Source organism: Amycolatopsis ultiminotia, assembly GCF_039536925.1.
Lineage (GTDB): Bacteria > Actinomycetota > Actinomycetes > Mycobacteriales > Pseudonocardiaceae > Amycolatopsis > Amycolatopsis ultiminotia.
Genome location: NZ_BAAAZN010000002.1, coordinates 144324 through 158427, shown reverse-complemented (window position 1 = coordinate 158427; position 14104 = coordinate 144324). Strand labels below are relative to the sequence as shown.

At 72.0% G+C, this 14104-nt stretch carries 15 protein-coding genes; 5 read left to right on the top strand and 10 right to left on the bottom strand.

Annotated features, from left to right (window positions below):
- Positions 1-10: 10 nt before the first annotated feature.
- Positions 11-499 (bottom strand): polyadenylate-specific 3'-exoribonuclease AS, encoded by a 489-nt coding sequence (locus ABD793_RS05680; RefSeq protein WP_344856072.1) that lies wholly within the window; start codon positions 497-499, stop codon positions 11-13.
- A 162-nt stretch (positions 500-661) separates the two neighbouring features.
- Positions 662-1423, bottom strand: a complete 762-nt coding sequence (locus ABD793_RS05675; RefSeq protein ID WP_344856853.1) for a lysophospholipid acyltransferase family protein — start codon at positions 1421-1423, stop codon at positions 662-664.
- A gap of 227 nt (positions 1424-1650) precedes the next feature.
- On the opposite strand from ABD793_RS05675, the gene ABD793_RS05670 reads away from it, so the two are divergent.
- From ABD793_RS05670 to ABD793_RS05660, 3 genes are read left to right on the top strand one after another with little or no spacing between them, the layout of a single operon-like run.
- Complete coding sequence (locus tag ABD793_RS05670) at positions 1651-2415, top strand: alpha/beta hydrolase (protein WP_344856851.1); 765 nt, start codon at positions 1651-1653, stop codon at positions 2413-2415.
- On the top strand, positions 2415-2921 hold the full coding sequence (locus tag ABD793_RS05665) for a hypothetical protein (protein WP_344856070.1): 507 nt from the start codon (positions 2415-2417) through the stop codon (positions 2919-2921). The genes ABD793_RS05670 and ABD793_RS05665 overlap by 1 nt, the downstream gene beginning before the upstream one ends.
- Positions 2922-2931: 10 nt before the next feature.
- Positions 2932-4071, top strand: coding sequence for a glutamate--cysteine ligase (locus ABD793_RS05660; protein WP_344856068.1), 1140 nt, complete (start codon positions 2932-2934; stop codon positions 4069-4071).
- 463 nt (positions 4072-4534) lie between these two features.
- Here ABD793_RS05660 and ABD793_RS05655 read toward each other — a convergent pair whose 3' ends face one another.
- Both ABD793_RS05655 and ABD793_RS05650 read right to left on the bottom strand, forming a co-directional pair.
- Positions 4535-5401, bottom strand: coding sequence for an NUDIX domain-containing protein (locus ABD793_RS05655; RefSeq protein ID WP_344856066.1), 867 nt, complete (start codon positions 5399-5401; stop codon positions 4535-4537).
- An 81-nt stretch (positions 5402-5482) separates the two neighbouring features.
- Positions 5483-6085, bottom strand: coding sequence for a TetR/AcrR family transcriptional regulator (locus tag ABD793_RS05650; protein WP_344856064.1), 603 nt, complete (start codon positions 6083-6085; stop codon positions 5483-5485).
- Positions 6086-6169: 84 nt separating this feature from the next.
- Between ABD793_RS05650 and ABD793_RS05645 the strand changes: the two genes are divergently transcribed.
- Entirely contained in the window at positions 6170-7687 is a 1518-nt protein-coding gene (locus tag ABD793_RS05645) for an FAD-dependent oxidoreductase (RefSeq protein WP_344856062.1), read from the top strand.
- A 113-nt stretch (positions 7688-7800) separates the two neighbouring features.
- Here the strand turns inward: ABD793_RS05645 and ABD793_RS05640 are convergent, their stop codons facing one another.
- The 6 genes from ABD793_RS05640 to ABD793_RS05615 form a co-directional block, all read right to left on the bottom strand.
- Positions 7801-8754, bottom strand: coding sequence for an ROK family protein (locus ABD793_RS05640; RefSeq protein WP_344856849.1), 954 nt, complete (start codon positions 8752-8754; stop codon positions 7801-7803).
- A 15-nt stretch (positions 8755-8769) separates the two neighbouring features.
- A complete protein-coding gene (locus ABD793_RS05635) occupies positions 8770-9147 on the bottom strand; it encodes a hypothetical protein (RefSeq protein ID WP_344856847.1) in 378 nt (125 codons plus the stop codon).
- An 89-nt stretch (positions 9148-9236) separates the two neighbouring features.
- A complete protein-coding gene (locus ABD793_RS05630) occupies positions 9237-10400 on the bottom strand; it encodes an ArsA family ATPase (protein WP_344856059.1) in 1164 nt (387 codons plus the stop codon).
- Entirely contained in the window at positions 10401-10838 is a 438-nt protein-coding gene (locus ABD793_RS05625; RefSeq protein WP_344856057.1) for an SRPBCC family protein, read from the bottom strand. It abuts the gene before it with no gap.
- Positions 10839-10865: 27 nt separating this feature from the next.
- On the bottom strand, positions 10866-11660 hold the full coding sequence (locus tag ABD793_RS05620; protein WP_344856055.1) for a metallophosphoesterase family protein: 795 nt from the start codon (positions 11658-11660) through the stop codon (positions 10866-10868).
- Between the two features lie 10 nt (positions 11661-11670).
- A complete protein-coding gene (locus tag ABD793_RS05615) occupies positions 11671-12096 on the bottom strand; it encodes a polyketide cyclase / dehydrase and lipid transport (RefSeq protein WP_344856053.1) in 426 nt (141 codons plus the stop codon).
- A 112-nt stretch (positions 12097-12208) separates the two neighbouring features.
- Between ABD793_RS05615 and ABD793_RS05610 the strand changes: the two genes are divergently transcribed.
- A complete protein-coding gene (locus ABD793_RS05610; RefSeq protein WP_344856051.1) occupies positions 12209-14005 on the top strand; it encodes an AMP-dependent synthetase/ligase in 1797 nt (598 codons plus the stop codon).
- Positions 14006-14104 lie beyond the last annotated feature (99 nt).

Here is a 14104-nt window from a genome sequence, read left to right as displayed (position 1 = left end):
ACCGGGATGCTCACCGGCGGCGGAAGGCGTCCTCGACGACGTCCCAGCGGCTCCGGTTGTGCCGGGCGTCGGCCAGTGCGTCGTGCTGGTCGGTGGGGGCCGCGGGCAGCTTCGGCTTGCCCGCGTCCTCCCAGCGCTGACGCAGGTCGCGGGTGAACCGGGGCAGCTGGCGCGGCAGCGCGGGCATCGGCCCCCACAGCTGGGCGAGCGCGACGTGGTCGTAGGCGGCGAACCACGCCCACAGTTCGATCCCGCCGGGCGGCTTGCCGAAGAACTCGAGCAGGTCGGCGCGGATCCGTTCGCGGCTGCGCCACGCCGGGTCGGCGGGCGAGGGCAGCTTCGGCAGCACGTTCTCGCGTACCCACGGCCCGGCGCGATCCGGGTCGAAGTCGGTCGACACGGCGTAGAACTCGCGGCCGCGCTCGTCAACGACACCGATCGACACCAGGTCGATCGTCACGCCGTCCTCGATGAACTCGGTGTCGTAGAAAAAACGCACTGCGGAAAGGTAGCAGCGGGGTGCGCCGCCGCCGTGCCGGGCGGTGGCGGCGGCTTCGTGCCGGTACCGGTGATGTCGTACCGGTACCGGGCAGTGGCGGCGTGCCGCTGCCGGGCGGTGGCGGTGCTGTCTCGTACCGGTACCGGTGGTACCGGGCGGTGGCTAGCCGGCCTTGGTCTCGGGGACCCGGTCCGCCTCGCGGCCGGACGGCTGGGCCGGCACCGAGGGTTTCGCCCCCGCCGCCTCCGCGGCGAGCAGCTCCTTGGCCTTCGCCGCGTAGATGTCGACGTACTCCTGGCCGGAGAGCTCCATCAGCGCGTACATGATCTCGTCGGTGATCGAACGCTCGATGAACCGGTCACCGGCCAGCCCGTCGTAGCGGGAGAAGTCCAGCGGTGCGCCGAACCGGATCTCGAGCCGGCGCGGCCACCACATCTTCGAGCCGATCGGGTTGACCTTGTCGGTGCCGACCATGGCCACCGGGACCACCAGGCCGTGCGATTCGAGCGCGATCCTGGCGACGCCGGTCTTGCCCTTGTACAGCCGCCCGTCCGGGGAACGGGTGCCCTCCGGGTAGATGCCGAGCAGGTGCCCTTCCTTGACCAGCCGGGTGGCGGTGTCCAGCGCGGCCTGCGCGGCGTTGCCGCCGGAACGGTCGATCGGGAACTGTCCGACGCCGGTGAAGAACCACTTCTTGAGCAGGCCCTTGAGCCCCGGTTCGGTGAAGTACTCCGACTTCGCGGGGAAGGTGACCTTGCGCTTGACCCGCAGCGGCATGAAGAACGAGTCCGCCACCGCGAGGTGGTTGCCGGCGAGGATGACGCCGCCGGTCTCCGGGATGTTCTCGGCACCCACGACCTTGGTGGGCCACAGCGTCTTCAGCAGCGGTCCGATGACCACGAACTTCATCAGCCAGTAGAGCACCGCGTCGCCGTCCTTCCTCACCGGCCGGGTCGCCGGATCCCCGGCGGTTCAGCCTACGGAACGGGTGCTCGCGCGCACAACGCGCGGCGGCGCGATCACCGCCCGGCAGCGACCGATCTCACAGCAGCCCACCGCGGTTGCCGCCTCCGGAGTGCGCCCCACAACCGGGCTCCGGCGTGAGAGCATGGGAGGACTCCACCGCCACCCCGATCGGAAGGGCGTTCGTCATGGGCGTGCTCGCCGGCGCGGAACCGTTCGCCCTCCCCGGCACGTCCGGCGCGGGCTTCCTGCTCTGCCACGGCTTCACCGCGACCCCTGCCGGACTGCGCGGCTGGGGCGAGCACCTGTCCGCGGCGGGTTTCGCGGTGCGCTGCCCGCTGCTGCCCGGACACGGCACCCGGTGGCCGGACCTCAACCGCACCACCTGGCAGGACTGGTACGGCGCGGTCCGCGAGGAGCTGCTCGCACTGCGTGCGGAGTGCGACGAGGTGTTCGTCGGCGGGCTGTCCATGGGCGGCACGCTCACCTTGGCGCTGGCCCAGGAGTTCGGCTCCCGGATCGCCGGAATCGTGCTGGTCAACCCGTCGGTGACCAGGCTGAGCGCGGACGCCAAACTGTTGCCGCTGCTGTCCAGGGTGGTCCCGTCGATCCCGGCGATCGCGAACGACATCGCCAAACCCGGCGAGACCGAACTGGCCTACCCGCGCACGCCGGTGCGCGCCGCGGCGAGCCTCGCGCGGCTGTGGAAGCAGGTGCGGGCCGGACTGCCGAAGGTGACGCAGCCGGTGCTGCTGCTGCATTCGCGGGTCGACCACGTCGTCGAACCGGAGAACTCGCGGATCGTGCTGGCCGGCGTGTCCAGCACGGACGTGACCGAGGTGGTGCTGGAGAAGAGCTTCCACGTCGCGACACAGGACTACGACGCGGACGTGATCTTCAGCCGGAGTGTCGAGTTCGCCCATGCGCTGCGGGCGGGACAGGTGGGTGCCTGATGACCCGGGGCAAGGGCCCGGACGGGCCCGAGGACGTCGACGCCACGTTCGCCGAGATCGTGGCCGACCTGCGCGCCGAGGGCGTGGGCATGTTCCTCGACGAGGATCCTTCCCCGCCCGCCCCTGAACGGGATCCGGAACCGCCCGCGTCCGCCGGGGGCGCCCCGGCCGCGAAGCCCGCCGACCCACCACCGGAGGGCTGGCGCACCGGGGGCACGGAGTGGGACGACACGATGTTCTCGGACGATCCGGCCGAGGAGGACGAGCACTTCGTCCCGCCGGATCCGCCGCCGCTGCCGCGCTGGCGCAAGGGCGCCTTCGTGGTGCTGCTGTTCTTCGTCGTCGGGCTGCTCCTGCTGATCGTGCCGAACCTGATCGGCGTCGGCCCGGCGCTGGCCACGCCGCTGGGCATCCTCGCGCTGGCCACCGGCATCGCACTGCTGCTCCTGCGGGTGCGCCAGGGTCCGCCGCCGGGAGCGGACCCGACCAACGGCGCCCAGGTCTGACCGGGCGGGCATGCGGATCGACTTCACCCCTTCACGCCGTTCCACGGTCGGCGCGGAGTGGGAACTGGCCCTGGTGGACCGGCGCAGCGGCGAACTGCGCTCGGTCGCGGAGAAGATCCTCGACGCGGTGCGCCCGGACGGGGCCGCCGAGCATCCGCGGATCAAGCAGGAACTGCTGCTGAACACGATCGAGGTGATCAGCGGGGTGCAGCGCACCGTCGCCGCGGTGAAGGCGGATCTGGCCGCCGCACTCGACGAGGTGCACCGGGTGGCCGATCCGCTCGGCGTGGAGCTGTTCTCCGCGGGCTCGCATCCGTTTTCCTCGTGGTACCAGCAGAAGGTCACCGACCGGGAGCGCTACGCCAAGCTGATCGACCGGACCCGGTGGTGGGGCAGGCAGATGCTGATCTACGGGGTCCACGTGCACGTCGGGCTCGAGCACCGCGACAAGGTGCTGCCGGTGCTCGACGCGCTGCTGTGCTACGCCCCGCATCTGCAGGCGTTGTCCGCCTCGTCGCCGTACTGGGCCGGGGAGGACACCGGGTATGCGTCGAACCGGGCGCTGATGTTCCAGCAGCTGCCCACCGCCGGCCTGCCGTTCCAGTTCCGCGAATGGGCGCAGCTGGAGCACTACGTCGGGGACATGTTCACCACCGGCGTGATCGACTCCTTTTCGGAAATCCGCTGGGACATCCGTCCGGCACCGCATTTCGGCACGATCGAGATGCGGGTGTGCGACGGCCTGCCGACGCTGCAGGAGGTCGGTGCGATCGCCGCGCTCACCCAGTGCCTGGTGGAGGATTTCAGCACCCGGCTCGACCGCGGTGAGGTGCTGCCCGCGCTGCCGCCGTGGCACGTGCAGGAGAACAAGTGGCGGGCCGCGCGGTACGGCACCGACGCGATCGTGATCCTCGACGCGGCCGGCCGCGAACGGCTGGTCACCGACGATCTGGCCGAACTGCTCGACCGGCTGGAACCGGTGGCACGACGGCTGGACTGCGTGCCCGAACTCCGGGACGTGGCGGAGATCCTGCGCACCGGCGCGAGCTACCGCCGGCAACGGGCGGTGGCCCGAAGCTACGACGGTTCGCTGAAGGCCGTGGTGGCCGCACTGGTCACGGAGATGCGGGACGGGATCCCGCACCACTGAGCCGGCGTTTTCCCGCGAAACTCGTCCAGTTCGCATGCCCGCGCCCGCAAGATGTGGGCGGATGGCCGGAACGAACAGGAACGCGAGTATGGAACCGGCCCGAAGCCGCCTCCGGGCCACAGTGAGCTGCCGGTCGCCGCGCTCGGTCTCCCCGTGCAGCCGGCCGAACGGAGGCGCGGCCACGGTGGCTACAGCAGATCAGCCGCGGCAACCCCTCGAACAGCACGCGCGGACCGGGGACGGCGCTGCCACCACCTGCGCGTATTCGGTGGCAGCCCTCGACGACCTCGCCCTGGACCGGTTGCCTGCCGCGTCGGGCGCCCTGCGCGGAACCGGGGCCCGGTCCGGCGGCGGGGCGCGCCGCAAACCGCGTCTGGCTGGTCGAAACCGGGGGCAGCGCGGTACCCCGGAACCTGCGACCTCTCCGACCGTGCCGGACCCATCCGGTGGCGGCAGACCCGGATCAGCCCAGCTCGCGCAGTAACGCACCCGGCCCCAGCAGCCCGGCACCCAGTTCGGACACCCGGCCGCGCAGCTCGCGGTCGGCGGTCGCGACGACCACGTGGTCTTCCGCGCGCTTGCGGGCTTTCGCGGTGACCTCGACGATCTTCGAGTCACCGTCGGTGTCGGCCGCGACCACCTCGACACCGGGGATCGACGACACTCCCCTCGCCTGGCCTTCGACCACCAGCACCACCCGCGGCCACCACCGCCACTGCGGTCCGGCGCCGACGTCGGTGACCGCGTCGCGCAGTCCCTCCTCGGCCGGACCGCTCAGCTGGTCACGCAACCGTTCGGCGGCACCACGACGGTCCCGCCACCATCCGTCCGGACGGGAGCCCATCACGTTCGCCGCGTCGACCACCAGGACCAGCTCCCGGCCCAGCTGCACGCGAAGCTGCGGCCAGGCCGCGGCGAAATCCCGGTGCAGCTTCAGCCGCGCCACCTCGTCCGGCGGAACCCAGCGCAGTTCGGAGCTTTCCTGGTTCGCCACCCTGGCGTCGAGCCCGCTGTCGGTCACGCCGAGCACCGTCGTGTACTGCCACACCCCGTGATCCAGCACGGAAGCCGCGGTCGCCCGGAACGCCGAGGACGGGATGTCGGCTTCCTCCCCGGCCTCACGGGCAGCGGCCGAACGCACCGTCTCCCCGGCTTCGAGCGCACCGCCGGGCAGAGCCCAGGTACTGCCGTTGTGCACCCACCAGGCCCGGCGCTGCATCAGCACCCCGCGCGCGGGATCGCACAGCAGCAGACCGGCCGCGCCGAACGCACCCCAGTGCACCCGCCCGCACGAACACCGCACGAAGCGGTTGGCGGTCCTCGGCGTCACCGTCCCAGCCTTCCACACCAACCCGGCCGACGGCAGTGAAGTCCACAGCACGGAAACGGCCGGGGCCGTACCCGGCCGGCGTCACCGTTGTGCCAGCAGCGGCAGGACGAGCTCGTCGACGATCGACCGGATGCGTGCCGGCCGCAGTGGTTCGAGGTCCATCAGCAGATCGTGGCGCACCAGGTCGAACGGCAGGTCGAGCACCGCCGGAGGAATGCGTTCGAGGTCGATTTCGCCGCGGTCGTGGGCGCGTTGGTAGACGGTCCGGACCGCCGGGCGCTGCTGGGCGTCCAGGACCTGGTCGCGGGCCTGGGCGGGGCTCAGGCCGGTCTCGGCCAGCAGCCCCGAAAAGGCGGCTGCCGCGGCGATGGCGAAGAAGCCGGCGAGTGCTTCGCTCACGGCGCTCAGGTAGGCGAGCAGGTCGCTGCGCAGCGCACCGGTGTCGGGGACGGCGACCGGGTTGGCGCGCCGGTGGTGCTCGATCGCGGCGAGCACGAGCCGGTCCTTGTTGGCCCAGCGGCGGTAGAGCACGGGTTCGCTGGTGCGCGCGCGTTTCGCGATCGATTCCATGGTCAGGTGGGCGTAGCCGACCTCGACCAGCTCGTCCCATCCGGCAGCGAGCAGCGCGGACTCGAGCTGCTTGCCGTACCGGCGGCGGACGGGTCCGGATGCCTCGGTGACCACCGCCTCAGAATAGAAAGTCTTTCCTTTCTCGGCAACCGTCCCTATGCTGGCGAGAAAGTGATTCCTTTCTTGACTGAGGACGAGATGACGAAACCGAAGCAGTCCCCGCAGGCGCGGACCGCGCTGACGGCGCTGATCGTCGGCGCCGGCCCGACCGGTCTGACGCTGGCCTGCGAACTCGCCCGTAGCGGCGTCTCCTTCCGCCTGGTCGAGGCCGCGCCCGGCCCGCAGCCCGGTTCGCGTGGCAAGGGCGTCCAGCCCCGCACCCTCGAGGTGTTCGACGACCTCGGCATCGTCGGTCGCGTGCTCGCCCACGGCCGGACCGCGATGCCGATCCGGTCGGCCGACCTCGACGGCCGGGTGCAGCAGGCCGGCGCCGAGACGGTCCCGGATCGCCCCGACATCCCTTATCCGGCAAGCCTCATCACGCCCGAATGGCGGGTCGAGGAAGCGTTGCGGCTGCGGCTGGCGGAGCTCGGCGGTGCAGTCGAGTTCGGCACTGCCCTCGAGAGCTTCTCGCAGTCGGAAGAGGGCGTTTCGGCGGTGATCGGCCAGGGCAGCGAGGCCGAGACAGTCACCGCGCAGTGGCTGATCGGCTGCGACGGCGGCCACAGCCTCGTCCGCAAGCAGACCGGCATCGCTTTCCGGGGCGAGACCCGCGAGGCGGTGCGGATGATCGTCGCCGATGTCGGGGTCGACGGCCTCGATCGCGACGCCTGGCACATGTGGCGGCACGAGGAAGGTCCGGTCAACCTCTGCCCGCTGCCCTCGACCGACGTCTTCCAGTACCAGGCCGCCATCGCGCCGGGACAGGACCCCGACCTCAGCCGCGCCACCATGCAAGCGATCCTCGACCGGCGCAGCGGGCGCACCGGCATCCGCCTCCACGAGCCGGAGTGGTCGTCGCTGTGGCGCGCCAACATCCGCCTCGCCGACCGCTACCGCGAGGGTCGCGTGTTCCTCGCCGGCGACGCGGCGCACATCCACTCGCCCGCCGGCGGCCAGGGGATGAACACCGGCATCCAGGACGCGTACAACCTCGGCTGGAAGCTCGCAGCGGTCACGAAGGGCGCCTCGCCGGCGCTGCTCGACAGTTACGAGGCAGAGCGGCGGCCGGTCGCCGCCGACGTGCTCGCGCTCTCGAACGCGCGCCTCGAGCAGGCGATCGAACAGAAGAGCATCCCCACCCACCGCGATGCGCGCATCACGCAACTCGCCGTGGGTTACCGCGGCTCCGTGCTGGCCCGCGACGACCGTGCCGAGACCGCCCTGCTCCGCGCCGGCGACCGTGCCCCCGATGCGACCAAGCTGATGACGATGCACGGCGAACGCCGGTTGTTCGACCTGACCCGCGGCGGACGCTTCACGGTGCTGGACTTCGGGGCCATGGCCGAGGCTGCGACGCCCGATGTGCGGACTCTCCACGTCGTCGGGCAACCGGCAGGCCCCGACGACATCGCCGACACCGAAGGCCATCTGGCCCGCGCCTACGGTGCGACCGGCCGCACCCTCGTACTGATCCGTCCTGACGGCTACCTAGCGCTGATCTCCGACGCCGGCGACGTCTCGGCGGTGTCCCGCTACTTCGCCGAGATCCGCTGAGCCGACGAACGAACACGGGCTGAGCAGCTAGGCGACGATGTGCTGAACTCTGCTGCTCCCACCCCCGCGGGAACGGCCGATCGCGTGCTCAGTGCCGGGGCGTCTGCCCCGCCCTAGCCGGTGGCGCCCAGTGCGGGTGTCCTGGCTGCGTCCATGGCCAGTGCCGCGGCGCCGACGATGGCGGTGTCGTCTCCGAGGTGGGCGGTGCGGATGCGGGCCAGCGGGCGGAACCGGGCGCCGGTGATCGCGCCGGCGTAGTGTTCGCGGGCCTCGTCGAGGAACAGCGGTGCCGATTCCGAGACGCCGCCGCCGATCACGATGATCTCCGGGTCGAAGACGTCGGCCACCAGGGCCAGGCCCTCCCCCAGCCATTTCGCCAGCTCGGCCATCGCACGCAGCGCGATCGGGTCGCCGTCGCGGGCCGCGCCCGCCACCCTGCGGCCGGTGACCGAACCCGGGTCACCGGCGATTTCCCTGGACAGCACGGTGGACCGGCCCGGGTAGCGGGCCAGCAGCTCGACCGCGGTCGCGGCCAGCGCGGTACCGCTGCAGTACCGCTCCCAGCAGCCGTACTTGCCGCACGGGCAGGCACGGCCGCCGGGGACCACGGTCAGGTGGCCCAGTTCCGGCGCCACGCCGTGCGCGCCGCGGTAGATCTCGCCGTCCAGCAGCAGGCCCGCGCCGATCCCGGTGCCGAGCGCGACCAGCGCGGCGACCCGGGCGCCCCGGGCGGCCCCGAACCGGTGCTCGCCGACGACCGCCGAATTGACGTCGTGCTCCAGCGTCACCGGCAGGCCCACCCGTTTGGCGATCCGGTCCGCCACCGGTGCGTCCCGCCAGGCCAGGTGCGGCGCGAACATCACCGACCGCCGGTCGCGGGCGACGAACCCGGCCACGGCCAGCCCCACCGCGGCCACCTCGTGCCGGTTGCGCAGCTGCTCGACGACACCCGCGATGGCGTCCTCGAGCGCGTTCTCCTCGCTCGGCGTCCCGACGCGCGCGGTGTCGAGGAGCGAGCCGTGCTCGTCCACCACTCCGGCGCGCACGCTCGTACCGCCGACGTCCACCCCTATGGTCAGCACTCAGTTCTCCTGCTCCGGCCGCCAGTCTTCCCGCCTGCGGACGACGATGCGCTGCACTCGCGGCGGCTCCGCGGCGGCGGGCTCCGGGTCCGCGGGGCCGGGCGGGCGCGGCGCGGGCTGGAACCCCGGCATGTGCACTCCCTCGTCCGGTTCCCAGCGGTCCGCGAGCACCGCCCGCAGCAGGGCCACGAGCTGGGCCGCCTGCTCCAGCAGCCGTGCGGCGAACTCCGGCCGCTCGCCACGCACGACGGCGACGATCGCACACAGCGGGCACCAGCCGCACCCCGAGGCATCCTGATCGTGGCCTGGCGCACGGTCCTCGCCGTGCCCGGCCGCGACGATCTCCTCCAGCCACGGCGCGGCCCGGTCGAGCACCATCTCGACCAGCAGCCGGATCTCCTCGGCCAGCCGCAGGCCGGCCGCCTGGTCCCCGCTGCCGGGCACCCGCCCGTCCCCGTTCGCTTCGCTCACCCGTGTCCCCGGTCCCCGGCCAGGCTGACCACCAGGCCGTCGGCGTCGGATTCCGCACCGGTGATCCGGCACGGGCGCAGCGTCTCCGGCAGCGCGACGAGCCTGCGGAACCCGTCCACGGTGATCGCCAGGTCGTCGTCCACCCTGGCCAGGTCCACCGTGGAACCGTGCTCCAGCGGGATGGCCACCCGCAGCCGGAAACCGTCGTCCACGGCCTGCACCCGCAGCAGCGGCGTGACGGGTTTCCCGTTGCCGGACAACGGATCCCGGCTTCCGTACAGCTCGCGGGCCAGTTGCCGGAGCGCGGCGGGCCCGACCGGTTCACTCGCCCGGTGCTCGACGCGGGCCGGCTCGCCCGGTCCGAGTCCGACGGTCACCAGTTCGCCCAGCACCGCGTCCTGCTGGGCACGGCGGGTGCGCAGCCAGTTCGCCGCCGAACCGCGCCAGAAGCCCGGCGCGGGCATCAGCCGGTTCACGATCAGGCCGTCCACCGCGATGCCGCGCAACGCCAGCGACGTGAGCGTGCGCCGGGCCTCGGCGACCACGACCCGCTCCGGAGTGAGCACCAGCCGTACCGTGGTCACGCCCGGATCGGTCAGCAGCTCCCGCAGCGCATCCAGGTGCGCGCCGAGCCGGCGCACGGAGTCCGCGATCCGGCGGCGCCGTCCGCCGTACCCCCGCGTGAGGTAGCCGGACACCGCCTCCGGAAGGGCCAGCAGCCGCAACGTCTCCGCAGTCGGGCCGCAGTCGACCACCACGGTATCCCACGGTCCCTGGGTGGCCAGCCGGCGCACTTCGCCGAGCGCGAGCAGTTCGTCCACGCCGGGCAGCACGGTCAGTTCCTCGGCGTCCAGCAGGTCCAGCCCTGCGCCGGAGAGCACTGCGCGCAGCTCACCGCGCAGCTCGTACCAGGTCCGGTCGGCGAGCGAACGCGAGTCCACCTGCGCGGCCCACAGCCCGGCGGCGGTGCCGTCGCCCCGAACGTCCACTTCGGAGGGTTCGGTGCCCAGCGGGGAGCCGAACGCGTCGCCGAGCGAATGCGCCGGATCGGTCGAGACGACCAGCGTCTTCCTGCCGCGGCCGGCGAGCGCGAGCGCGGTCGCCGCGGCGAGCGTGGTCTTCCCGACACCCCCCTTGCCGGTGAACAGCAGGATCCGCATCTAGCCCTCGGCCCGCCGCTTGAGTTCCTTGAGCGCGGTGTCCATCACCATCTTCTCCGCCTTGCGCCGCAGCAGGCCGATCATCGGCAGCGCCAGCTCGACGGAGAGGGTGTAGGTGACCAGGGTGCGTCCGTCGTCGAGCGGTTCGAGCGCGTACCGGCCGTCCTGCGCCTTCTGCATCTGGCCTTTCACCAGGTGCCAGCTGACGCCGAGGCCGGAGGCGTCCCAGTCGTACTCGAGCGTGTACACGTCCTTGATCGGACCGGCGTCGAGGGTCAGCTTGACCTGCTTCGCCCTGCCGTCGTCACCGGCGGCCAGCACCTCGGTCTCCCGGACGGCCTTGGCCCACTCCGGGTACGCGGGGAAGTCGGCGATCACCGCCAGCACCCGCGCGGGCTCGGCGTCGACCTCGATGGACTGCGTGGACTGCTCGGCCATGAGACGAAGGGTAGCCGGACAGCCCCGTCACCAGCGCAGCACGTAGGGCTGCCCGGTCTCCTTGAAGTGCCCCACGTTGCGGCATTCGGTGCGCCCGAGCCGCCGACGGAGCGCCAGCGGCTGGTGCACGTGGCCGAACAGCGACCAGCGCGGACGCTGCTCGCGGATCAGTCCGAGCAGTGCGCGCGAGCCCAGTTCGGCCCGCCGCGCGACCACGTCGTAGGTCAGCTCCGGCACCGCGGGCGGGATGTGCGTGCACAGCACGTCGACCCCGGACAGCCCGGCCACCGCCTCGTCGAACTCCTCGCGCGCCCGCAGGTAGGGCCGCCATGCCGCGCCCTTGCGGGCACGCGGGACCACCCCGTCGGGCAGCACCGCACCGCCGGCGAACCCGAAGCGGAGCCCGCCGATGGTGGTGGTCTCGCCGTCGAGCACCTGCACCCCGGAACCGGTGAACTCCGGCCACAGCGCGGGCGCGTCGACGTTGCCGGGCGTGGCGTAGGTGGGCGCGGTCATCGCGGCGAACAGCGTGGCGTACTGCTCCCGGATCGCCTCGTCCACCGCCGCGGCCGGATCCTCGAGCGTGGCCCACAGTGTGCGCGAGTAGGCCACCGTGTCGTCGCGGGTGCCCTCGCGGCGCAGCCGGGCGAACTCGCCCACCTTCTCCGCGCCGAACAGCGCGCCCATGATGCCCTTGTCGTGATCGTGGTAGTCGACGAAGTCGAGCAGGTCGCCGAGCACGACCAGGGCGTCCGCGCCGTCTCCCGCCCGTTTCAGCGCGTCGGCGTTGCCGTGCACGTCCGAAACGACGTGAACCCGCACAAAAGCCTCCCTAGTCCGCGGTGCCCTGCTCCGCGGTCCGCGGCGGCACACCCGGCTCGCGCCCGTCCTCGAGGATCTCCTTCAGCCCGAGTGCCACGTCCTTCGCCGCACGGGCCCGCCGGTCGAACTCCCGGCGCAGCTCACGCGGGCGCAGCTCGCGCGCGGCACCGCCGGGTCCGGCGGGCGTCGCGCGCAGGAAGTAGTGCAGCACGGTGCCGTCGAGCACGGGTTCCAGCCAGACTTCCATGGTACCGATCAAGGCACCGGTGACGGTCCAGCGCAGACCCTTGTCCCCGCGGTCGGTGTAGACCTCCAGCACCAGGTCCGGCCAGTACCGGCGCCACGACGAGGGATCGGCGAACGCTGCGGCGAGCGTGCCGGGGGGAACGGCGATGAACGTCTCGTCCACGAGGTCGAGAGCGGCTGGCGCGTGCACCCCGCCACGATGCCATGACCTCGGCGCGCGGCCCGTGCCAGCATGGTCTTAAGGTCTACGGCACGCTAAGTTGACCGGCGGGTAACCGCACGCGTCGAACACGGAGGTCCACGTGCGCGAATACAGCGCCCCCGCCGGGAAGCCGGTGACCGACGACGAGAACCTTGCCGACGTCGTCTGGGCGAACGCCGAGCGGTTCTCCGATGTGGTGAGCTTCCGCAGGCAGGTCGAGGGCACCTGGCTGGACGTGACCGCGAAGGACTTCGCCGACCAGGTCACCGCCGTGGCCAAGGGGCTGATCGCGGCGGGCGTCGGGCACGGCGACCGGGTCGCGCTGATGTCCAAGACCCGGTACGAGTGGACGCTCATCGACTTCGCCATCTGGGCGGCAGGCGCGGTCACCGTGCCGATCTACGAGACCTCGTCCGCCGAGCAGGTGCACTGGATCCTGTCCGACTCCGCGGCGAAGGCCGTGCTCGTCGAGACCGAGCTGCACCGGGACGAGGTGGATCAGGTCCGCGGCAGGCTCGACGGCCTCGACCACGTCTGGCGGATCGAGGGCGATTCCCCCGCGGTCGACGAGCTGACCGCGCTGGGCGCCGAGGTCTCCGACGAGGACCTGCTCGCCCGCCGCCGCGGCGTGCGCGCGGACGAGCCGGCCACCATCGTCTACACCTCGGGCACCACCGGCAGGCCCAAGGGCGTCGTGCTGACCCACCGCAACCTGCTGGCCGAGATCCGCGCGGACATCGAGGCGTTCCCGGAGCTGATGGAGCAGGGCAACTCACTGCTGTGCTTCCTGCCGCTGGCGCACATCCTGGCCCGCGCGATCGCGGTGACCGCGCTGTCCGCGCGGGTGACCCTCGGGCACACCCCGGACGTCAAGAACCTGGTGCCCGACCTCGGCACGTTCCGCCCGACGTTCGTGGTCGCGGTGCCGCGGGTGTTCGAGAAGGTCTACAACACCGCCAAGCAGAAGGCGCACGGCGACGGCAAGGGCAAGATCTTCGACGCCGCCGAGGCGACCGCCGTCGCCTACAGCGAGGCGCAGGACCGCGGTGGTGCCGGCATCGGCCTGCGTGCCAAGCACCTGCTGTTTGACAAGCTCGTGTACGGCAAGCTCCGCGCCGCACTCGGCGGCCGCTGCGTGGCGGCGGTGTCCGGCGGTGCCCCGCTGGGCGCGCGGCTGGCGCACTTCTTCCGCGGTATCGGCGTGCCGGTGTTCGAGGGCTACGGCCTCACCGAGACCTCCGCGGCGGCGAACGTGAACACCACTGCGGCGTTCCGGGTCGGCACCGTCGGACGGCCGGTCGCGGGCACCTCGGTGCGCATCGCCGAGGACGGCGAGATCCTGCTCAAGGGCGACGTGGTGTTCGGCGCCTACCACAACAACGAGGCGGCGACCGCGGAATCGCTCACCGACGGCTGGTTCCACACCGGCGACCTCGGCCGGCTGGACGACGACGGTTACCTGCGGATCACCGGGCGCAAGAAGGAGATCATCGTGACCGCCGGCGGCAAGAACGTCGCCCCGTCCGGTCTCGAGGACACCATCAAGGCCGCCCCGCTGATCAGCCAGGCGATGGTGGTGGGCGACCAGCGCCCGTTCATCGCCGCACTGGTGACCGTCGACGAGGAGTACTTCCCGTCGTGGAAGAACCAGCACGGCAAGCCGGCCCAGGCCACCGTCGCGGACCTGGTGCAGGACCCGGAGCTGCTGGCGGAGATCCAGGCCGCGGTCGACGAGGCCAACAAGCAGGTCTCCCACGCCGAGGCGATCAAGAAGTTCACCGTGCTGGCCAACGACTTCACCGAGGCAGGCGGCGAGATCACCCCGAGCCTGAAACTCAAGCGGAACGTGGTGACCAAGAACTACGCGAACGACATCGAGGCGCTGTACCGGAAGTAGCCCGGCAGTGCGGTAGCGCCTGCTGCCGGTAGCTCGCCGGGTCGAACACCGGCGGCCCGCGATGCCGGAGCCACTCGGCCAGCTGGGAAATCATGCGCG